21 protein-coding genes are annotated in these 18,899 nt (G+C 62.7%); 12 read left to right on the plus strand and 9 right to left on the minus strand.

The window, feature by feature from the left end; translation table 11 throughout:
- Positions 1–36: 36 nt before the first annotated feature.
- Together trpA and trpB are read right to left on the minus strand one after the other, a co-directional pair.
- Positions 37–846 carry a tryptophan synthase subunit alpha gene (gene trpA / locus ACNQPL_RS04870; RefSeq protein ID WP_416466122.1) on the minus strand — a complete coding sequence of 270 codons (810 nt, stop codon included), beginning with the start codon at positions 844–846 and terminating at the stop codon, positions 37–39.
- On the minus strand, positions 843–2,060 hold the full coding sequence (gene trpB, locus ACNQPL_RS04875; RefSeq protein WP_346612779.1) for a tryptophan synthase subunit beta: 1,218 nt from the start codon (positions 2,058–2,060) through the stop codon (positions 843–845). Before trpB ends, trpA begins: the two co-directional genes overlap by 4 nt.
- Before the next feature lie 110 nt (positions 2,061–2,170).
- Between trpB and ACNQPL_RS04880 the strand changes: the two genes are divergently transcribed.
- On the plus strand, positions 2,171–3,067 hold the full coding sequence (locus ACNQPL_RS04880) for a LysR family transcriptional regulator (RefSeq protein ID WP_416466123.1): 897 nt from the start codon (positions 2,171–2,173) through the stop codon (positions 3,065–3,067).
- On the opposite strand, the gene ACNQPL_RS04885 is transcribed toward ACNQPL_RS04880, so the two are convergent.
- Positions 3,064–3,387 (minus strand): DUF883 family protein, encoded by a 324-nt coding sequence (locus ACNQPL_RS04885; RefSeq protein ID WP_346612781.1) that lies wholly within the window; start codon positions 3,385–3,387, stop codon positions 3,064–3,066. The two genes, ACNQPL_RS04880 and ACNQPL_RS04885, sit on opposite strands and share 4 nt — an antisense overlap.
- Before the next feature lie 150 nt (positions 3,388–3,537).
- Here ACNQPL_RS04885 and ACNQPL_RS04890 point away from each other — a divergent pair, with 150 nt between their 5' ends.
- Positions 3,538–3,753 carry a dodecin gene (locus ACNQPL_RS04890; RefSeq protein WP_416466124.1) on the plus strand — a complete coding sequence of 72 codons (216 nt, stop codon included), beginning with the start codon at positions 3,538–3,540 and terminating at the stop codon, positions 3,751–3,753.
- 102 nt (positions 3,754–3,855) lie between these two features.
- On the plus strand, positions 3,856–4,077 hold the full coding sequence (locus ACNQPL_RS04895; RefSeq protein ID WP_400802688.1) for a DUF1161 domain-containing protein: 222 nt from the start codon (positions 3,856–3,858) through the stop codon (positions 4,075–4,077).
- A gap of 63 nt (positions 4,078–4,140) precedes the next feature.
- Here the strand turns inward: ACNQPL_RS04895 and ACNQPL_RS04900 are convergent, their stop codons facing one another.
- Positions 4,141–5,145 (minus strand): LLM class flavin-dependent oxidoreductase, encoded by a 1,005-nt coding sequence (locus ACNQPL_RS04900; protein ID WP_346612784.1) that lies wholly within the window; start codon positions 5,143–5,145, stop codon positions 4,141–4,143.
- 154 nt (positions 5,146–5,299) lie between these two features.
- Between ACNQPL_RS04900 and ACNQPL_RS04905 the strand changes: the two genes are divergently transcribed.
- A complete protein-coding gene (locus ACNQPL_RS04905) occupies positions 5,300–5,725 on the plus strand; it encodes an OsmC family protein (RefSeq protein WP_416466125.1) in 426 nt (141 codons plus the stop codon).
- Positions 5,726–5,798: 73 nt separating this feature from the next.
- Entirely contained in the window at positions 5,799–6,032 is a 234-nt protein-coding gene (locus ACNQPL_RS04910; protein ID WP_346612786.1) for a DUF1161 domain-containing protein, read from the plus strand.
- A gap of 31 nt (positions 6,033–6,063) precedes the next feature.
- Here the strand turns inward: ACNQPL_RS04910 and ACNQPL_RS04915 are convergent, their stop codons facing one another.
- Together ACNQPL_RS04915 and ACNQPL_RS04920 are read right to left on the minus strand one after the other, a co-directional pair.
- The gene (locus ACNQPL_RS04915) at positions 6,064–6,477 is read right to left on the minus strand and encodes a hypothetical protein (protein WP_346612787.1); all 414 of its coding nucleotides are present in this window, start codon (positions 6,475–6,477) and stop codon (positions 6,064–6,066) included.
- A gap of 55 nt (positions 6,478–6,532) precedes the next feature.
- Entirely contained in the window at positions 6,533–6,946 is a 414-nt protein-coding gene (locus tag ACNQPL_RS04920) for a hypothetical protein (RefSeq protein ID WP_346612788.1), read from the minus strand.
- A gap of 85 nt (positions 6,947–7,031) precedes the next feature.
- Between ACNQPL_RS04920 and ACNQPL_RS04925 the strand changes: the two genes are divergently transcribed.
- Positions 7,032–8,105 (plus strand): aminopeptidase, encoded by a 1,074-nt coding sequence (locus ACNQPL_RS04925; RefSeq protein ID WP_416466126.1) that lies wholly within the window; start codon positions 7,032–7,034, stop codon positions 8,103–8,105.
- A 63-nt stretch (positions 8,106–8,168) separates the two neighbouring features.
- Here the strand turns inward: ACNQPL_RS04925 and ACNQPL_RS04930 are convergent, their stop codons facing one another.
- Both ACNQPL_RS04930 and ACNQPL_RS04935 read right to left on the minus strand, forming a co-directional pair.
- Positions 8,169–8,819 carry an HAD family hydrolase gene (locus ACNQPL_RS04930; protein WP_416466152.1) on the minus strand — a complete coding sequence of 217 codons (651 nt, stop codon included), beginning with the start codon at positions 8,817–8,819 and terminating at the stop codon, positions 8,169–8,171.
- Positions 8,820–8,839: 20 nt separating this feature from the next.
- The gene (locus ACNQPL_RS04935; RefSeq protein WP_403132377.1) at positions 8,840–9,388 is read right to left on the minus strand and encodes a gamma carbonic anhydrase family protein; all 549 of its coding nucleotides are present in this window, start codon (positions 9,386–9,388) and stop codon (positions 8,840–8,842) included.
- A gap of 66 nt (positions 9,389–9,454) precedes the next feature.
- Here ACNQPL_RS04935 and prlC point away from each other — a divergent pair, with 66 nt between their 5' ends.
- The 6 genes from prlC (at position 9,455) to ACNQPL_RS04965 (ending at position 17,784) form a co-directional block, all read left to right on the plus strand.
- Positions 9,455–11,542, plus strand: coding sequence for an oligopeptidase A (gene prlC, locus ACNQPL_RS04940; RefSeq protein WP_416466127.1), 2,088 nt, complete (start codon positions 9,455–9,457; stop codon positions 11,540–11,542).
- Positions 11,539–11,820: a YheV family putative zinc ribbon protein gene (locus ACNQPL_RS04945; RefSeq protein ID WP_046786820.1), complete on the plus strand. Its 282-nt coding sequence runs from the start codon at positions 11,539–11,541 to the stop codon at positions 11,818–11,820. The genes prlC and ACNQPL_RS04945 overlap by 4 nt, the downstream gene beginning before the upstream one ends.
- Positions 11,821–11,957: 137 nt before the next feature.
- Entirely contained in the window at positions 11,958–13,952 is a 1,995-nt protein-coding gene (locus ACNQPL_RS04950; RefSeq protein WP_416466128.1) for a M3 family metallopeptidase, read from the plus strand.
- 65 nt (positions 13,953–14,017) lie between these two features.
- A complete protein-coding gene (locus ACNQPL_RS04955) occupies positions 14,018–15,076 on the plus strand; it encodes a PA0069 family radical SAM protein (protein ID WP_416466129.1) in 1,059 nt (352 codons plus the stop codon).
- 271 nt (positions 15,077–15,347) lie between these two features.
- Positions 15,348–16,067 (plus strand): carbonic anhydrase, encoded by a 720-nt coding sequence (locus ACNQPL_RS04960; RefSeq protein WP_346612794.1) that lies wholly within the window; start codon positions 15,348–15,350, stop codon positions 16,065–16,067.
- Between the two features lie 190 nt (positions 16,068–16,257).
- Complete coding sequence (locus tag ACNQPL_RS04965) at positions 16,258–17,784, plus strand: SulP family inorganic anion transporter (protein ID WP_346612795.1); 1,527 nt, start codon at positions 16,258–16,260, stop codon at positions 17,782–17,784.
- Here the strand turns inward: ACNQPL_RS04965 and ACNQPL_RS04970 are convergent.
- Positions 17,781–18,875: a hypothetical protein gene (locus ACNQPL_RS04970; protein ID WP_346612796.1), complete on the minus strand. Its 1,095-nt coding sequence runs from the start codon at positions 18,873–18,875 to the stop codon at positions 17,781–17,783. The two genes, ACNQPL_RS04965 and ACNQPL_RS04970, sit on opposite strands and share 4 nt — an antisense overlap.
- Between the last annotated feature and the right edge of the window lie 24 nt (positions 18,876–18,899).

Below are 18,899 nucleotides of genomic sequence, written 5' to 3' on the forward strand. Positions count from 1 at the left end.
GCGGCCCATTCGCGGGGCAAGCCCGCTCCCACAGGTTCAGCGACGAGCGCCGCGCACCCCTTCAGCCAGTGCCGAGCACAGGCCCAATACATCGGCCACAGCCTGGTCGGCATCCTTGGCCTGGGCGATCTTGTCGACCAACGCCGAGCCCACCACCACACCATCAGCCAGGCGCGCGATTGCGGCAGCCTGCTCCGGGGTGCGAATGCCGAAGCCAACGCTGATCGGCAACTGGGTATGCCGGCGCAGGCGGGCAATGGCTTCGGTCACATGTTCGGTGGTCGCCGAGCCAGCACCGGTCACACCCGCCACCGACACGTAGTAGACGAACCCGGAGCTGCGCTCCAGCACGCGCGGCAGGCGCGCATCGTCAGTGGTCGGGGTGGTCAGGCGGATGAAGTCGATACCCGCGGCCTGGGCCGGGGTGGCGAGTTCGGCGTCGTGCTCTGGCGGCAGGTCGACGATGATCAGGCCATCGACACCCGCTTCTTTGGCTTGCGCGACAAACTTCGCCACGCCAAAGCGGTGGATCGGGTTGTAGTAGCCCATCAGCACGATCGGCGTGGCCTGGTTGCCAACGCGGAATTCGCGAACCATCTGCAAGGTCTTGGCCAGGGTCTGGCCAGCCTCCAGCGCGCGCAGGGTGGCGAGCTGGATGGCAACGCCATCGGCCATGGGGTCGGTGAACGGCATGCCCAGTTCGATCACATCGGCGCCGGCCGCTGGCAGGCCCTTGAGGATCTGCAGCGAGGCGTCGTAGCCAGGGTCGCCGGCGGTGACGAAGGTGACCAGGGCGGAGCGGCCTTCGGCTTTCAGCTCGGCGAAGCGTTGTTCAAGACGGCTCATGCCTGTTTCTCCTGGGCTGCCATGTGGTTCATCACGGTTTGCATGTCTTTGTCGCCACGGCCGGACAGGCAGATCACCATCAGGTGGTCCTTGGGCAGGTTCGGCGCGCGTTTGATCGCTTCGGCCAGCGCATGCGAGCTTTCCAGTGCCGGAATGATGCCTTCCAGCCGGCAGGTGGCGTGGAACGCGTCGAGGGCTTCGTCGTCGGTGATGCTGACGTACTCCACACGCTTCACTTCGTGCAGGTAGGCATGCTCCGGGCCGATGCCCGGGTAGTCGAGGCCGGCGGAAATCGAGTGGGCGTCGGTAATCTGGCCGTCGTCGTCCTGCAGCAGGTAGGTGCGGTTGCCATGCAGCACGCCCGGTACGCCGCCGTTGAGGCTGGCGGCATGCTTGTCGGTGTGCACGCCGTGGCCCCCGGCTTCGACACCGATGATCTGCACGCTTTGGTCTTCGAGGAAGTCGTGGAACAGGCCCATGGCATTGGAGCCGCCGCCGACGCAGGCGATCAGGCTGTCGGGCAGGCGCCCTTCTTTCTCTTGCAACTGGGCGCGCGTTTCCTTGCCGATGATCGACTGGAAGTCGCGGACCATCGCCGGGTACGGGTGCGGGCCGGCCACGGTGCCGATCAGGTAGAAGGTGTCGTCGACGTTGGTGACCCAGTCGCGCAGGGCTTCGTTCATGGCGTCCTTCAGCGTGCCGGTGCCAGCGGTGACCGGGACGATTTCGGCGCCCAGCAGCTTCATGCGGAACACGTTGGCCTGCTGGCGCTCGATGTCGGTGGCGCCCATGTAGATCACACAAGGCAGGCCAAAGCGCGCGGCGACGGTGGCGGTGGCCACGCCGTGCATGCCAGCGCCGGTTTCCGCGATCAGGCGTTTCTTGCCCATACGCTTGGCCAGCAGCACCTGGCCGATGCAGTTGTTCACCTTGTGGGCGCCGGTGTGGTTCAGCTCTTCACGCTTGAAGAAAATCTTCGCACCGCCGCAATGCTCGGTCAGGCGCTCGGCGAAATACAGCGGGTTCGGGCGGCCGATGTAGTCGCGCTGGAAGTAGGCCAGTTCTTCGAGGAACTTGGGGTCGGCCTTGGCCGCTTCGTACTCGCGGGCCAGGTCCAGCACCAGTGGCATCAGGGTTTCGGCCACGTAGCGGCCGCCGAACGAGCCGAACAGGCCGTTGGCATCGGGGCCGGCGCGGTATTGGGACTGGGTCATGGGTCGCTCCAGGGCGTATTGAATGAGTGATGGGCTTTACTCTACCCACGGCAAGCCCGGCTGAAAACCGATAAGATTGCGCAAACCTGTCAGGAAAACTCACAAGTCATATGGCCCAGGATCTCCCACCCCTAAACGCCCTGCGCGCCTTCGAGGCGACTGCCCGGCTCAACAGTGTCAGCCAGGCTGCGGAAGCCTTGCATGTCACGCATGGGGCCGTCAGCCGGCAGATCAAGGTACTTGAGGAACACTTGGGCGTGGCGCTGTTCGTCAAGGACGGGCGTGGCATCAAACTCACAGATGCCGGCACCCGGTTGCGAGATGCCAGTGGCGAAGCCTTCGACAGGTTGCGCAGCGTGTGCAGCGAGTTGAGCCGCGATGTCAGCGAGGCGCCTTTCGTCCTGGGCTGTTCAGGGAGCCTGCTGGCGCGGTGGTTCATCCCCAGGCTGGGGCGCCTGAAGGCCGACCTGCCGGAGTTGCGCCTGCACCTTTCGGCAGGCGAAGGTGACTTCGACCCGCGTCGGCCAGGGCTGGATGCGCTGCTGGTGTACGCGCAACCCCCTTGGCCTGCGGACATGCAGGTGCACGTGTTGGCCGAGGAGCGGATCGGGCCGGTGCTCAGCCCGCATTACGCGGGCTTTGAGCGGCTGCGCGATGCCCCCGCGAGCGCCCTGCTGGACGAAGCAGTGCTGCACACCACGTCGCGGCCGCAAGCCTGGCCGACCTGGGTTGATGAACAGGGGCTGGACCCCGCCGCGTTGAAGTACGGGCAGGCCTTTGAGCATTTGTATTACTTGCTGGAGGCAGCGGTTGCGGGCCTTGGCGTGGCCATCGCGCCTCAGCCGCTGGTGGCTGACGACTTGCGAGCTGGACGCCTCAGCGCACCGTGGGGCTTTTCCCCTACCCCGGCAGCGCTGGCGTTGTGGGTGCCCCGGCGCGCCGCGGATGGGCGCGCCGAGCAGTTGGCGCAGTGGCTGCGCCGTGCGCTGGAACGGCAGGCGGGTTAGTTGCGGCGGTACAGCAGGTAAGCGGCCAGCAGGCCGAGGGCGCCAATCGCCACACCTGCGGTGGTTACCGGGTGTTCCTGGGCATAGTCACGGGTAGCGATGCCGGTCTGGCGGGTGCGTGTCTTCACTTCCTCATAGGCATCGCTGAGCAGGCTGCGCGAGTGTTTAAGCGCGCTTTCGGCGTTGCTGCGAATGGCCTTCACCGATTTCTGGGATTCCTCCGAGGCATCATGTTTGAGGCTCTCCAAGCTTTTCAGCAGGCTCTCGATCTCCGCTTCCATGCTTTCCAGGGATGTTTTACGCAGCGTATTGCGGTGCATGTTGACTCTCCTTTGCAGTATGGGCTCTAAGGATTGCGACTACGCGCTGCGGGGAAAGTGCGATCGAACTTTCCCAAGGGATGATGGCTCGCAGGTAAACCAGGCCTGCGCTGCTAGGCTCATTGTCACCGTCATCCAAGGAGAGCGCTCATGACTGATCATCACACCTACAAGAAGATTGAACTGGTAGGTTCTTCAGCCACCAGCATCGAAGAAGCGATCAACAATGCGCTGGCCGAAGCGGCCAAGAGCATCAAGCATCTGGAATGGTTTGAAGTGGTCGATACCCGCGGCCATATTGAAGGCAACAAGGTCGCGCATTTTCAAGTCACGCTGAAGGTGGGCTTCCGCATCGCCAACAGCTGAAACATTGTCGGGCTGGCTAAGCCCGGCGTGATGGCGTTATACAGACAAGGGCGCCTTTGCCGGCGCCCTTTTCCATTTTCATCTGCACAAGGAACGCGAGTGATGAAGAAACTGATTCTGGCGGTGGGCCTGATGACGCTGGCGGGAGGCGCGCTGGCGGCGGGCAAGCCTTGCGAAGAACTGAAGGCTGAGATTGCGGCGAAACTGGATGCCAAAGGTGTGAAGGGCTACACGCTGGAGGTCGTCAAGAAGGGCGACCCGGCTGGCAAGGTGGTCGGTAGCTGTGAGGGTGGCAGCAAGGAAATTGTCTACCGGCGTGGTTGAGCGGTGGCCGCTTCCACAGGTATTCATAGGCCCCTGTGGGAGCGGGTTCGCCCGCGAAGAGTCTCACTCGGATTTCAAGGCCTGCGCCATCAACTCATAGGACTTGACCCTGTCTGCATGCTCATACAGGTCGCAGGTAAAGATCAGTTCGTCCGCCCCGGTCTGTTCCAGCAGCACTTGCACCTTGGCCCGTACCTTCTGCGGGCTGCCGATCATCGCCAGGCCCAGGAAATTACCCACCGAATCCCGTTCATGCGGTAGCCACAGGCCATCCATGCTGGCCACCGGTGGCCGCTGCATCAGGCTCTGCCCGCGTAAAAGGGCCAGAATCCGCTGGTAGACCGACGTGGCCAGATACTCAGCATGTTCGTCGGTTTCGGCCACCACCATTGGAACGCCGAGCATTACGTAGGGCTTATCCAGCGTCGTCGACGGCTTGAAGTGGTTGCGGTAGACGCGGATCGCCTCATGCATGTAGTGCGGGGCGAAGTGCGAGGCGAAGGCGTAAGGCATGCCGCGCATGCCGGCCAGCTGGGCGCTGAACAGGCTGGAGCCGAGCAGCCACATCGGCACCTCGGTGTCATGGCCCGGCACGGCGATCACTTTTTGATCATCGGTGCGGGGGCCCAGGTAGCGCGACAGCTCCTCGACATCGTCCGGGAAGTCATCGGCGCTGCCCGAACGCTCGCGGCGCAGGGCATAGGCGGTCATCTGGTCGGAGCCGGGCGCACGGCCCAGGCCCAGGTCGATGCGGCCCGGATACAAGCTGGCCAAGGTGCCGAACTGCTCGGCGATTACCAGCGGCGCGTGGTTGGGCAGCATGACGCCGCCCGACCCGACCCGGATGGTCGAGGTGCCGCCGGCCAGGTAGCCGATCAGTACCGAGGTCGCAGAACTGGCGATGCCATCCATGTTGTGGTGTTCGGCAACCCAGAAGCGGTTGTAGCCAAAACGCTCGACGTGCTGGGCCAGGTCCAGTGAATTGCGCAGCGATTGCGCGGGGCCTGCGTCAGCGCGCACGGGCACCAGGTCGAGGGTGGAAATTTTCAGGTCACGCAGCTGCGTCATTGGAGCCTCCGCAAGAATGTTTGGCCGAAGGCCTTTTCATCTCTGTATGGGCACATTCGGAGTATTCAATGTTTGCTGTGCGATTGCTCTGAACTTGCCGCAGGCGGGTGACCTCTGAAGCCATAGGTATGTAACCGAGTGACCAGGAGGCAATATGAAAAAGACAGCATCGGCGATCTGGCAAGGTGGCTTGAAGGATGGCAAGGGCCTCCTCTCGACCGAAAGTGGTGCGCTCAAGCAGAACCCTTATGGCTTCAACACCCGTTTCGAGGGCTCACCCGGGACCAACCCAGAGGAATTGATCGGCGCGGCACATGCCGGTTGTTTCTCGATGGCGCTGTCGATGATGCTCGGCGAGGCGGGGCTGACCGCTGACCGCATCGATACCATTGCCGAAGTGAACCTGGACAAGCAGCCCGACGGCTTCGCCATCACTGCCGTGCACCTGATCCTCAAGGCCAAGGTACCGGGGGCCAGCGAAGCGCAGTTCCTCGAGATCGCCAACAAGGCAAAGGCCGGTTGCCCGGTGTCCAAGGTACTGAACGCGACCATCAGCCTGGATGCCACACTGGTGGGCTAGGCGGCGCAACAGGGGCGCTTTGCTGTAGTCTAAACAGCGTCGGCAGCGCTGCTGCCCTTTCAGGAGCCGTTCCATGATCCGCGTAGCAATCGCCGTGCTGGCTTCTCTGCTGGCCACTTCTGCACTGGCGGCGGTCAAACCGTGCGAGGAACTGAAGGCCGAGATCGAAGCCAAGATCCAGGCCCAGGGGGTGCAGTCCTACACCCTGGAGATCGTGCCCAACAGCGACGTCAAGGATCAGAACATGGTCGTTGGCAGCTGTGATGGCGGGACCAAAAAGATCATTTACCAGAAGAATGATCGCTAGCACCTGAGGGCTGCACTGCAGCCCTCAGGTTTCAAGGAATGCAGAACACGTTACTGGGCTCGTTGACCAGCACCTTGCGGCTGGCGTCGTACAGCAGCACCTGCGGCTCCATCACCGGCGCCCGGGCCTCCAGGCGATAGCGCTCGCCCGCTTTGAAATTATCGAAGCGCACGGTCAGGTAACAGGTTCGGTCCCTGGGTTGGCTCATCATGCCCCCAGAATAGATTTCGTAATCGAAACGCACCACCAGTTCGTGCTTGCCAGGTGTCACCTGGAAATAACGGCCATCTTCAAGGCGCTGGCCATCGAGCTTGTCGGCCATGATCACGCGGCCGGGGGTGATGGTGTAGAGGTCGACCCAGGCCTGCTTGGGGTCGACGGGCGGCAAGGGGCTGGCGCAAGCCCCCAGTGCACTGAGGGCGATCAGCATCATGGGCTGGCGCATGGCAAAACTCCCACTTGCGATTCACAAGTTACAAGCATAGCGCCGTTTGTGCGGTTCAGGTGCGTTGGCAGCCCGCTGGCAGGCCCTGCCCGACCAGCTTCTGCTGGTGGTCATAAAGTTTGATCCACGGCCGAAAGCCAATGCTGCCCGCCTGCAACTGGTAACGCTGGCCGGCATTGAAGTCCTTGAAGGTCAGGTTGAGCTGGCAATCGCGCCACAGCGGCTCGTCGACCGGGCCGATATTGCTGGGCGTAACGGGGAATTGATAGCGCACCGTCAGTTCGTGGCTACCGGGCTGAACCTCGAAGTAGCGGGTGTCGGCCCAGTCGCGTTCATCCACCTGCACCGCGTGCAGCGAGGTGTCGTCGTGGGGAGTCAATTCGACCCAGGCTTGGTTCGGGTCCGGGTCGGGCAAGGTCGAACAGGCGGATACGAGTAACAGTGAGCCGGCGACGAACAGTGCACGCATGGCGAAACTCCCCCTTGGCGAGATAGTCTTGGAGCGCATCGGCCGTGAGCGAGTTGGATTGCCCAAGATGGTATGGTTTTTTCTTTTGAAGCGCTCAGGCCCTGGGCCACTCGACCGCGTTTTCAGAGGTTTGGTTCCCGTGCTGGGCGCCTTTCTGCTGAACGGTTGCAGCAGCCTGGGCTATTACGGCCAGCTGGCCGAGGGGCAGTGGCAGTTGCTGCGCGCGCGCCAGCCGGTGCAGCAGGTGCTTGCCGACCCCGCCAGCACACCGCAGTTACGGGCCCGGTTGCAGCACGCAGAGCAGGCGCGGGTGTTTGCCAGCGAGCAGCTTAAGCTGCCGGACAATCGCAGTTATCGGGTGTACGCCGACCTGGGGCGGCCCTATGTGGTGTGGAATGTGTTCGCAACGCCCGAGCTGTCGCTGCAGCCCGTGACGCACTGCTTCCCCATCGCCGGCTGCGTTGCCTACCGCGGCTATTACCGCCAGGGCGCCGCGCGTGGCGCTGCAGCGCTGATGCGCCAGGAGGGCATGGATGTCTATGTGGGAGGTGTGGAGGCCTACTCCACGCTGGGCTGGTTCGATGACCCTATTCTGTCCTCGATGGTCGGCTGGGGCGATGAGCGCCTGGCGACACTGATCTTCCATGAGCTGGCGCACCAGCGCGTCTATGTGCAGGACGACACCGAATTCAACGAGTCCTTTGCCACCTTCGTCGAGCAGGAGGGAACGCGGCAATGGCGCGTGGCGCGTGGGCTTGCAGCAAATCAGGGTGATCAGGGGCTGCAGCGTGAGCAGTTCATCCGGTTGGTGTTGGCCAGCCGCGACCGGCTGCAGGCGATCTATGCCGGGCCTATGAATGATGCCCAGAAACGTGCGGCCAAGCAGGCGGAGTTCGAGCGGTTGCGGCGTGAGTATCGTCAGGTTCGTGACACCCAGTGGGCGGGGGACAAGCGCTATGACGCCTGGATGTATGCGCCGATGAGCAATGCCAAGTTGTTGCCGTTCGGGCTGTATGACCAGTGGGTGCCGGCGTTTGCTGCGGTGTTTCGGGAAGCCCGGGGTGACTGGGCGCGGTTTTACCAGGAGGTAGAAGCGTTGGGGCGGTTGCCGGCTGAACAGCGTAAGGCGGCGTTGGCGCGGTTGTCTGTGGGGCAGTGAGCATTTGGGGCCGCTTTGCGGCCCATCGCCGGCAAGCCAGCTCCTACAGGAACCGCGCAAACTTCAGGTTCGAATGAACGCCTGATGCAGCTCGGCCAAGGTGGCGAAGTGGAATTCCGGGGTGTGCGCCTTCAACTCTTCATCGCTACCAAACCCGTACCCCACCGCTACCGCCTGCAACCCGTTACTGCGCGCACCGATCAGGTCGTGCTTGCGGTCGCCGATCATCAGCGTCTGTGCCGGGTCCAGCCCTTCTTCATCCAGCAAGTGACGGATCAGCTCGACCTTGTTGGTGCGGGTGCCATCCAGCTCGCTGCCGTAGATCACCTTGAAGTGATGATCGAAGGCGAAATGCCGGGCAATTTCGCGGGCGAACTCCCAAGGTTTGGAGGTCGCGATGTACAAGTTGCGGCCCTGGCCGTTCAAGGCCTCGAGCAGCTCCGGCACGCCTTCGAACACCAGGTTTTCATACAGACCGGTGACGCGGAAGCGCTCGCGGTAGTAGTTCACCGCGTCCCACGCCTTGGCTTCATCGAAGCTGTAGAACTGCATGAATGCCTGCAGCAGGGGTGGGCCGATGAAGTGCTCGAGGCGCGCCAGGTCCGGTTCGTCGATGCCCAGCTTGGCCAAGGCGTACTGGATCGAGCGGGTGATGCCCAGGCGCGGGTCGGTCAGGGTGCCGTCGAGGTCGAAAAGGATGTTCTGCTGGTGCATGGTCGTCTCGGTAGTCAGGTTCATTCCGGGCGGTCGTAGCCTTCGGCCAGATGCTGGTCCTTGAGCTTCACGTAGTTGCCGGCGCTGTAGGGGAAGAAAGCGCGCTCCTTGTCGGTCAGTGGCCGGGCCTGTTTCACCGGGCTGCCGACGTACAGGTAACCACTCTCCAGGCGCTTGCCGGGTGGCACCAGGCTGCCAGCGCCGATGATCACTTCGTCTTCGACGATGGCACCGTCCATGATCGTGCTGCCCATGCCGACCAGGATGCGGTTGCCCAGGGTACAGCCATGCAGCATGACTTTGTGACCGATGGTCACCTCATCGCCGATGATCAGCGGGAAGCCGTCAGGGTTGAAAGGGCCGGCGTGGGTGATGTGCAGCACACTGGCGTCCTGCACGCTGGTGCGGGCGCCTATGCGGATGCGGTGCATGTCGCCGCGGATCACCGTCAACGGCCAGACCGAGCTGTCTTCGCCGATCTCCACGTCGCCCAGAACCACCGCCGAACGGTCGACGAAGGCCCGCAGTCCAACTTTCGGAGTGTGTTGCTGGAAGCTTCGGATGGCCATGATAGGGTCTCTCATCTGTGCCGATAGGCAGGCTGCCTGCTGCGGTCGGCGTCGATTGTAATTAAGATGGGGAAGTGTTTCTTCTGCCAAGGTAGCCAAACCGTGAGTGCGAACAACCCACTTCTGCAGTCCTATGATCTGCCACCCTTCTCGGCGATCCGTGCCGAACACGTGCTGCCGGCGATCGAAGAGATCCTCGCCGACAATCGTAAAGCCATTGACGAGATCCTCGAAAAGCAAGGCAAGAACCCCACCTGGGCTGGCCTGGTGCTGGCCATGGACGAACTCAATGACCGCCTGGGCGCGGCCTGGAGCCCGGTCAGCCACCTCAATGCGGTGTGCAACAGCAAAGAGCTGCGCGAGGCCTATGAGTCCTGCCTGCCAGCGCTGAGTGCCTACTCTACCGAACTGGGCCAGAACCGTGCGCTGTTCGAAGCCTACGAGGCATTGATCAACAGCCCGGAAGCCGCCAGCTTCGACGTGGCGCAGAAGACCATCCTCGAGCATGCTCTGCGTGACTTCCGCCTGTCGGGTATCGACCTGCCTGCCGAACAGCAGCAACGCTATGCCGAAGTGCAGAGCAAGCTCAGCGAGCTGGGCAGCCGCTTCTCCAACCAGCTGCTCGACGCCACCCAGGCCTGGACCAAGCATGTCACCGACGAAGCCGCGCTGGCCGGCCTGACCGATTCGGCCAAGGCTCAGATGGCCGCAGCCGCCCAGGCCAAAGGCCTCGAAGGCTGGCTGATTACCCTGGAATTCCCCAGCTACTACGCGGTGATGACTTACGCCAGCGACCGCGCCCTGCGTGAAGAGCTGTATGCCGCCTACTGCACCCGTGCCTCGGACCAGGGCCCGAATGCCGGCCAGTTCGACAATGGCCCGGTGATGCGCGAGATCCTCGACCTGCGCCAGGAGCTGGCAACCCTGCTGGGCTACCCGAACTACGCAGAACTCAGCCTGGCGACCAAGATGGCCGAGTCCAGCGACCAGGTGCTGAGCTTCCTGCGCGACCTGGCCAAGCGCTCCAAGCCATTCGCCGCCCAGGACCTGGAACAGCTCAAGGCTTATGCTGCCGAGCAGGGCTGCGCCGAGTTGGCCAGCTGGGACGCCGGTTACTTCGGCGAGAAGCTGCGCGAACAGCGCTACAGCGTGTCGCAGGAAACCCTGCGCGCCTACTTCCCGATCGACAAGGTGCTGTCTGGCCTGTTCAGCATCGTTCAGCGCCTGTACGGCATCGAAATCGCCGAACTCAAGGGCTTCGACAGCTGGCACCCGGATGTCCGCCTGTTCGAGATCAAGGAGCACGGCCAGCACGTGGGCCGTTTCTTCTTCGACCTCTACGCCCGCGCCAACAAGCGTGGCGGTGCCTGGATGGACGGCGCCCGTGACCGTCGCCGTACCGCAGTCGGCGAGTTGCAGAGCCCGGTGGCCAACCTGGTGTGCAACTTCACCCCGGCTGCGCCCGGCAAGCCTGCGCTGCTGACCCACGATGAAGTCACCACCCTGTTCCACGAGTTCGGCCACGGCCTGCACCACCTGCTGACCCGCATCGAGCATGCCGGCGTGTCGGGGATCAATGGCGTGGCCTGGGATGCGGTCGAGCTGCCGAGCCAGTTCATGGAGAACTGGTGCTGGGAGCCGGAAGGCCTGGCGCTGATCTCCGGCCATTACGAAACCGGTGCTGCCCTGCCCCAGGACCTGCTGGACAAGATGCTCGCTGCGAAGAATTTCCAGTCCGGCATGATGATGGTGCGCCAGCTGGAGTTCTCGCTGTTCGACTTCGAACTGCACGCAAGCCACGGCGATGGCCGTAGCGTGCTGCAGGTGCTCGAGGGTGTGCGCGACGAGGTGTCGGTGATGCGCCCACCGGCGTACAACCGCTTCCCCAACAGCTTCGCGCACATCTTCGCTGGCGGTTATGCGGCGGGCTACTACAGCTATAAGTGGGCCGAAGTGCTGTCGGCCGACGCTTTCTCGCGGTTCGAGGAAGAAGGCGTGCTGAATGCCGAGACCGGTCGCGCCTTCCGCGAGGCGATCCTGGCCCGGGGCGGCTCGCGTGAGCCGATGGTGCTGTTCGTCGACTTCCGTGGCCGTGAGCCATCCATCGATGCATTGCTGCGCCACTGCGGGCTGAGCGAAGGCGCAGCGGCATGAGCGAGGTAGCTGTGAACAAGACCAAGAAGCGCTTCATCGCCGGGGCGGTCTGCCCGGCGTGCAGCGAGCCGGACAAGCTGATGATGTGGAGCGAAGACGACGTGCCGCACCGTGAGTGCGTGGCCTGCGGATTCACTGACACCCTCAATGAACAGGGCTTGTCGGTACCCAAGGAGCTCGGCACCCGGGTCAACCACCTGGCGCCCAAGGCGGCGCCGGCCAAGGTGCAGACCGTGCAGTTCTTCCCCAATCCGAAGCTGAAGAAACCGGCCGAGTAAGGCCATCGTGCAGCCCGGGCGCAATGCCCGGGCAGGCATGTCCCTGCCTGTCCCCTGGGGTGGTAGATAGTCAGGCCGTCCCCTGCTCGCTCGCCGTGCATGCTCGCCAGCTCTTCAACTCGAGCCAGGCGCTGCCCATGGACAATCCCCTTCTGCAAAACAGCAGTACCCCCATCGATTACCCATCAATTACCCTGGAAAACATGGCCGTTGCGTTCGACCATGTGCTGCAGGCCCACGCGCAAGGTATCGCGCGCATCATCGAACAGCAGCAGGCACTCCCCACCTGGGATGACCTGGTGCTGGCGGTGGATGGGCTGGATGCGCAGTTGCTGGGCGTGCTTTATGCGGTTGTCCCACTGGTGGGCAAGCATCCGACCTGGGCTGAGGCAATTGACGGTTTCTACGTCCGGACCCTTGCGCGTTTCGACCAGAAGTTCACCAATGGTAGGTTGCTGGCGTTGTACCAGCGCCTGGCGACCAGCGCTATCGGCTTGAATCTGGACACAGAGCAACGCACCACTTTACGCTGGCACCTGGACAAGTTTGCCGCCAGTGGCGCTTTACTCGACGCAAGCGACAAAGCTCGCCTGGCTGAATTACGGGCGCAGATCACTGCCCTGCGTGGGGCGTTCCGCCATAGCATCAACCGGCCTGGGCTTCTGGTCGAAGACGCCAGTGAACTGCGAGGCCTTTGCCAGAGGCTGCGCGACGAGTTGGCTGCGCGGGCCAGTGAGGCCGGCGCGGATGGCTGGCTGATCGCCTGCGAAAGTGCGCCCACCGAAGCCGTGCTACGGCAAGCCGAGCATCGCCCGTTGCGCGAAAAACTCTACCGCGCCTACCACACCCGCGGGGCCAGTAGCGATCCGCTGGATGATAATGGCACGCGCCTGCAGCGCCTGGCCGAATTGCTGGATGAAGAAGCACGCTTGCTTGGTTTTGCCAGCCACCCCGAACGGAGCCTGAAGGCCAAGAGTGCAGGCACGTTAAGCGATGTACTCGAGTTTCTCCAGGGCCTGGCAATGGCGGTAAACCCCGGCATGCTTCAATGGCGATCGGGCCTGGAGCAGAGGGCGCTGGCGCAGGGCCTGGAGCGTGTGGAACCTTGGGACATCCTCTACCTGCAAGGTGGCGCGGATGACGCGCAACCGCCCGAGGCATTTCGCGAACATTTCCCGTTGAGCACAGTGGTCACGGCGCTGACCGACCTGGCGCAACGGCTGTTTGCCCTCGAGTTGCGGCCCGGGCAACTGGCGAGTTGGGACAACAGCGTGCAGGCGTTCGAGGTGTGGCAGGACCATGCACGCATCGGCCTCCTCTACCTGGATGCCGTGCAACACCCTGGCAAACAGGCCGATGCCGTATTTACCACCTATGTGCGCAACCGGCGGGTGGATGCCGAAGGTATCTACCAGCTAGCGGTCGTGGTGGTTAACAGCGATATCCCTGCAGCGCTGGCCGGTGGCGAGCCGCTGCTGGACCATTTGTCACTGCGCAAGCTCTATCACGAGTTCGGCCATGCCCTGCACCATCTGCTGGTGCGCACCGGCAACCACGTCATGTCGAATGTCCCGGAGTTGGGTACCGACGGCGTAGAGCTGTTCGGCAAGCTGCTGGAGCGCTGGGTGTGGGATGCTGGCTATCTGGCGGGTATTGCCGTGCCGAACACGGAAGGCAGCGTGCTGGACCAGGCTCAGGCTGAAAGCTATTTGAGCCAGCTCCGTCAGGAGGGCATCGAGGAAATTGGCCGCGACCTTAGCCTTGCGCTTTTCGACCTGGACCTGCACGGCACACCCGGGGATGGCAGAACGATCATGCAGCGCCTGGAAAATGCGCGTGAGCGTTGCGGCTACTGGCCATTGGCGGGCTTCGAGCGCCCTGTGCAAGCGTTCGACCATCTGGTCGATGGGTACGATGCCGGCTACTACGCTTACCTGTGGGCGGATGTTCACGCGTTCGACTTGTTCACCCGCTTCGATGCACAGGGCCTGCTCGACCGCGAAACGGGTCGGGCACTACAGGAGGTGTTATTCGAGCCTGGGGCCTCACGGCCACTGCGTGAGGGCATCGAAGCGTTCCTCGGGCGCAGGCCCAGCCAGGCAGCCTACCTGCGTTGGCATGGGCTGGCCTGACCGGAGGTGCTGGCAAGATGTGCAGTACCCCGATACTGTATATGAATACAGTATCGGGGTTAGCCATGAATCCTTCAGCACCGCAAAAAGGCCGTGGTACGGCGCACAACCCGCATAATCGCTTCGCTGCAAACCATTCAGTTGCGCAAGATGACGGCTGGTACCAAGAGGTTCCACCCACCCAAGTTACAGAGGTGCGGGTCGAGATCGCCAAGACGGTCATCAGCCGGAACACATCGCCTGACTTGCCGTTCGACCGCTCCATCAACCCCTACCGTGGCTGTGAACATGGCTGCATTTACTGCTATGCCCGGCCTTCGCATGCCTATTGGGACCTATCCCCTGGCCTGGATTTCGAGACCAAGCTGATCGCCAAGACCAATGCAGCCGAGGTGCTTGCGCAACAATTGAGCAAGCCGGGTTACGTTTGCGCCCCGATCAACCTGGGGGCCAACACCGACCCTTATCAACCGATCGAGCGCGAGCAGCGGTTGACCCGGCAATTGCTCGAGGTGCTGCTTCGTTTTCGCCACCCCGTGACCATCGTCACCAAAGGCTCTCTGGTACTGCGTGACCTGGACTTGCTGGCGGAGATGGCCAGCCAGCGGCTGGCGCGGGTGATGATCAGCCTGACCACGCTGGACGATGACCTCAAGCGGGTGCTCGAACCCCGTGCGGCGTCGCCCAAGGCTCGGCTGCGCGCCATCCGGGTGCTGCGCGAGGCAGGCGTACCGGTGGGGGTGCTGTGTTCGCCGATGATCCCGATGATCAACGACTGTGAGCTGGAGCAGTTGCTGGAGGCCGCCAAGGAGGCCGGTGCGCAGAGTGCGGCTTACATGATGTTACGCCTGCCGCTGGAAGTGGCACCGCTGTTCGAGCAGTGGCTGCAGGACCATTACCCGCAGCGGGCCAGCCATGTGCTGAGCCTGATCCGGCAAAGCCGAGGCGGGGAGCTTTATGACAGCCGCTTCGGTGCGCGGATGCGTGGCGAGGGCGTGTTTGCCGAGCTGTTGGCGCAACGCTTCGCGAGGGCGATGCGGCGTTTGGGCTTTGAGGGGCGCGAAGCCCAGGCACTGGATTGCTCGGCATTCTGCCCCCCGGGCGGGCAGATGGCGTTGTTTTGATCCCCAGTACAACTAATCAAAGCACACAACCCTATTACAGGCTCTTGGCATTTGATGGTTTTTTGCTATTATCTTATTCCCGCCTTTTGTATCTGGAACACCCGTTCTAGAGCCTCCGAATTAAGTTTCAGTTAAGTTTTCCCCGCTAGCGTAGGAAACCAGTCCACGAAGACTGTGATCTATGGCCTGTGCGTGTCATCTAATTCCTCGCATAGCCAGAATCTTTCACCGGTAAAATGGATTTACCTACACACCGTCAAGAGGATGAATCATGCCCGTCAAGGACCCATCCAAGGTCGTTCCGCAGGCCCCCGCGGAGAGCGCCGATGCCGCCCTTAAGCACATCGTCGACGGCTTCCTGCGTTTCCACCATGACGTCTTCCCCGAGCAGCAAGAGCTGTTCAAGAAGCTCGCCACCGCGCAAACGCCGCGCGCCATGTTCATCACCTGCGCCGACTCGCGGATCGTCCCCGAGCTGATCACCCAGAGCTCGCCTGGCGACCTGTTCGTGACCCGTAACGTCGGCAACGTGGTGCCGCCGTATGGCCAGATGAACGGCGGCGTTTCCAGCGCCATCGAGTACGCCGTGTCGGCGTTGGGCGTGCACCACATCATTATTTGTGGCCACTCCGACTGCGGCGCCATGCGTGCGGTGCTCAACCCGCAATCACTGGCCAAGATGCCGACTGTTTCCGCCTGGTTGCGGCACGCTGAAGTGGCGCGCACCGTGGTCGAGAACAACTGCTCTTGCGGCAGCGAGCACGAAACCATGCAGGTGCTGACACGTGAAAACGTCATCGCCCAGTTGCACCACTTGCGTACCCACCCGTCGGTGGCCTCGCGTTTGGCGGCCGGCGAGCTGTATATCCACGGTTGGGTCTACGACATCGAGACCAGCAAGATCGAAGCTTACGACGCCGCCAGCGACAGCTTCATGCCCCTGGCCGCGGGTGAACCGGTCCCCTGCGCCACTCCGAGAGGCCGCTACTAAGCGACCCATCCACAGCTAGAACCTTGATAGCCGGCTGCACCCAGCGGGGTGTGGCGCGGCTTTCGGCTGCCCTGAATTCCCTGACTGCCCTGCCGGCATGCTCGCTGGCGGCCCGCGCCTGCGCGTTCGTCAGGGGCCAACGTGCCCACGACCAGAGGAATGGCCGTGTGACAGAGAAAGGAGAAACACGGTGAACATTACACAGTTGAAAGCGGCGCTGCCGCGTGAGTTGTTGGCATCGGTGGTGGTGTTCCTGGTGGCCCTGCCCTTGTGCATGGGCATCGCGATCGCTTCGGGTATGCCACCGGCCAAAGGCCTGATCACTGGGATCATCGGTGGTGTAGTGGTGGGCTTCCTGGCGGGCTCGCCACTTCAGGTCAGTGGCCCTGCGGCAGGTTTGGCGGTGCTGGTGTTCGAGCTGGTGCGCCAGCACGGCGTGGCCATGCTCGGGCCGATCCTGTTATTGGCGGGCCTGTTGCAGTTGCTGGCCGGGCGCCTGCGCCTGGGGTGCTGGTTCCGCGTGACGGCTCCGGCCGTGGTGTATGGGATGCTGGCCGGTATTGGTGTGCTGATTGTGTTGTCGCAGGTGCACGTGATGTTCGACACAGCACCGCAGCCTTCGGGCATGCAGAACCTGCTGGAGTTTCCGGCGACCCTGGCCTCTGCCCTGCCGCTGGAAAGCGCAGGTTCCGGCTGGCAAGCCGGTGCCCTAGGCTTGGGGACCATCGCCATCATGTGGGCCTGGGAGCGCTTGCGGCCGCAAAAGCTGCGCTTTATTCCTGGTGCCTTGCTTGGCGTGGCGACAATGACGCTGATCAGCATGTGGCTTGCGCTGCCGGTGAACCGTGTGGAGGTCCCAGCGGACCTTTCCCAGGCCATTGACTGGATCCGCCCGGATGACCTGATGAAGCTCGCGGACCCTACCCTACTGGTCGCCGCCTTCGCCCTGGCCTTCATCGCCAGTGCCGAAACCTTGCTGTCTGCCGCCGCCGTCGACCGCATGCACAGCGGCCAGCGTTCGGACTTCGACCGCGAGCTGTCGGCTCAGGGCATCGGCAACATGCTGTGCGGCGTACTCGGCGCCTTGCCGATGACCGGGGTGATCGTGCGCAGCTCGGCCAACGTTCAGGCAGGCGCGCAGACCCGTGCCTCGGCCATTCTGCATGGTTTGTGGCTGCTGGCGTTCGTCGTGGTGTTGAGCAGCGTGCTGCAGCAGATCCCTGTCGCGAGCCTGGCCGGCGTGCTGGTGTACACCGGCATCAAGCTGGTGGACTTCAAGGCGTTTCGCGGCCTGGGCCGGTACGGCCGGATGCCGATGTTCACCTACGCGGCCACCGCGCTGGCGATCATTTTCACCGACCTGCTGACCGGTGTATTGCTGGGCTTCGCGCTCACTTTGCTGAAGTTGGCACTCCAGGCGGCGCGCTTGAAGATCAACCTGGTCAGCCTGGACAAGCCGCGGCACATGGAGTTGCGGCTCAGTGGCGCGGCGACCTTCCTCAAGGTGCCTGCACTGACCCAGGTGCTGGACAAGGTGCCTGCGGGCACGCAGCTGCACGTGCCGCTGGCCAACCTGCACTATATCGACCATTCGGTACTGGAGATGCTTGAGGACTGGGGGCGCGCCCAACGCAGTGCCGGCTCGCGCCTGATCATCGAGCAGCGAGGCTTCAAACGCCGCATCGAGGGGCGTGTGCGTACTGCTGCAGAGTGCTAAGGCTGGTCTTCTTCGACGACGCTGATGGAGGGCGAGCCGGGCCAGGTACCGTACAGGTTGATGGTCCGGCTGCCGCCCAGCCACTGGCTCAGAGGCGTAGCCCAATGCTTGGTGATCACCTGGTTATTGCCGAGGTTGACGAACTCGGCCTTGAACTCGAGGTTTCTGGCACCCAGTGGAATGTCGAAGCTATTGGAAAGACCGCCGGAGATTGCGAGCGGACCTTCGGTTTTGCGAGGCTGGCCAGGCAGGTCGTAGGCAATAGACACCTTGGTGATATAGGTGGTGGCGGAGGTGGCTTTGCTGTCCACGGCCAGCCGCAGGCTGCCGATTTTTCGCACCCAGATCGGAATGATCAGTTTGTCAGGGCCGAAGGATGCAAAACTGTAGGCCACAGGCAGTGGCGTGGTTGCTACCTGGCCGTCTTGCGCGGGCAGTGTGTGTGTCTCGACCGAAGTGGTATCGCGAGTGGAGATGAATGTTGCCCCACCTTGGCCGGTAGTGCCGTTTTCACCCAACAAGCTATTAAGGCCACTGGCCGAGCCTGAAAGGGAAAACCTGGCATTTTTGCTCTTCGCTCCCGCATTCACGCCGCTGTCGGCAAGGATGACACTGGTCACCACGCCGAACCCTTCGGCAATCCTGCCATCGCTCGCCATGCCGACCTTCTGGGCCTGGGCGTACAGCCAGTCGTATTGATCATGAATCACGGCCATGTCGCTCAATCGCTGTTCACCATTGAGTGCAAACTCTGAAGCAATCGACTCTTCTTTGCAGAAGTTCCACTCGAGGGTCAGCTCTGGCTTTACCTGGATGCCGGTGGCTGGGTCCAACACTGTACCAGCCACATTGGCTTTGGTTTCCTTGCGGGAAACGTCCTTTGAGCTGATAGCCCAGCGGCGCCCTTGCTGGATGTTGGTAATGTCCACATTCGGCAGCGCTTCGCTGACAAGGGTGAAATCGCCGGAGGACGGGTCGATGATGCCGACTGCGCCCGGCTTGATGACCGGATTGAGCGCCCAGTTGCCCCAGAGGGTCGAGCGGCTGCCGCGTAACAGGTCGGTATAGAGCCTGTTCCATTTGATGCTCATTGATTCTTCCTCGCCTGATAAGGG

Origin of the sequence: Pseudomonas sp. LFS044, assembly GCF_047978245.1 — a bacterium.
Taxonomy (GTDB): domain Bacteria; phylum Pseudomonadota; class Gammaproteobacteria; order Pseudomonadales; family Pseudomonadaceae; genus Aquipseudomonas.

Excerpts from the sequence above, each read along its gene's own strand:
- ACNQPL_RS04890 (WP_416466124.1), top strand. The coding sequence starts at position 3,538 with ATGACTGATCATCACACCTACAAGAAGATTGAACTGGTAGGTTCTTCA.
- ACNQPL_RS04915 (WP_346612787.1), bottom strand. The coding sequence starts at position 6,477 with ATGCGCCAGCCCATGATGCTGATCGCCCTCAGTGCACTGGGGGCTTGC.
- ACNQPL_RS04910 (WP_346612786.1), top strand. The coding sequence starts at position 5,799 with ATGATCCGCGTAGCAATCGCCGTGCTGGCTTCTCTGCTGGCCACTTCT.
- ACNQPL_RS04960 (WP_346612794.1), top strand. The coding sequence starts at position 15,348 with ATGCCCGTCAAGGACCCATCCAAGGTCGTTCCGCAGGCCCCCGCGGAG.
- ACNQPL_RS04970 (WP_346612796.1), bottom strand. The coding sequence starts at position 18,875 with ATGAGCATCAAATGGAACAGGCTCTATACCGACCTGTTACGCGGCAGC.
- trpA (WP_416466122.1), bottom strand. The coding sequence starts at position 846 with ATGAGCCGTCTTGAACAACGCTTCGCCGAGCTGAAAGCCGAAGGCCGC.
- trpB (WP_346612779.1), bottom strand. The coding sequence starts at position 2,060 with ATGACCCAGTCCCAATACCGCGCCGGCCCCGATGCCAACGGCCTGTTC.
- ACNQPL_RS04880 (WP_416466123.1), top strand. The coding sequence starts at position 2,171 with ATGGCCCAGGATCTCCCACCCCTAAACGCCCTGCGCGCCTTCGAGGCG.
- ACNQPL_RS04930 (WP_416466152.1), bottom strand. The coding sequence starts at position 8,819 with ATGCACCAGCAGAACATCCTTTTCGACCTCGACGGCACCCTGACCGAC.
- ACNQPL_RS04900 (WP_346612784.1), bottom strand. The coding sequence starts at position 5,145 with ATGACGCAGCTGCGTGACCTGAAAATTTCCACCCTCGACCTGGTGCCC.
- ACNQPL_RS04955 (WP_416466129.1), top strand. The coding sequence starts at position 14,018 with ATGAATCCTTCAGCACCGCAAAAAGGCCGTGGTACGGCGCACAACCCG.
- ACNQPL_RS04905 (WP_416466125.1), top strand. The coding sequence starts at position 5,300 with ATGAAAAAGACAGCATCGGCGATCTGGCAAGGTGGCTTGAAGGATGGC.
- ACNQPL_RS04895 (WP_400802688.1), top strand. The coding sequence starts at position 3,856 with ATGAAGAAACTGATTCTGGCGGTGGGCCTGATGACGCTGGCGGGAGGC.
- ACNQPL_RS04885 (WP_346612781.1), bottom strand. The coding sequence starts at position 3,387 with ATGCACCGCAATACGCTGCGTAAAACATCCCTGGAAAGCATGGAAGCG.
- prlC (WP_416466127.1), top strand. The coding sequence starts at position 9,455 with ATGGGGAAGTGTTTCTTCTGCCAAGGTAGCCAAACCGTGAGTGCGAAC.
- ACNQPL_RS04950 (WP_416466128.1), top strand. The coding sequence starts at position 11,958 with ATGGACAATCCCCTTCTGCAAAACAGCAGTACCCCCATCGATTACCCA.
- ACNQPL_RS04945 (WP_046786820.1), top strand. The coding sequence starts at position 11,539 with ATGAGCGAGGTAGCTGTGAACAAGACCAAGAAGCGCTTCATCGCCGGG.
- ACNQPL_RS04920 (WP_346612788.1), bottom strand. The coding sequence starts at position 6,946 with ATGCGTGCACTGTTCGTCGCCGGCTCACTGTTACTCGTATCCGCCTGT.
- ACNQPL_RS04935 (WP_403132377.1), bottom strand. The coding sequence starts at position 9,388 with ATGGCCATCCGAAGCTTCCAGCAACACACTCCGAAAGTTGGACTGCGG.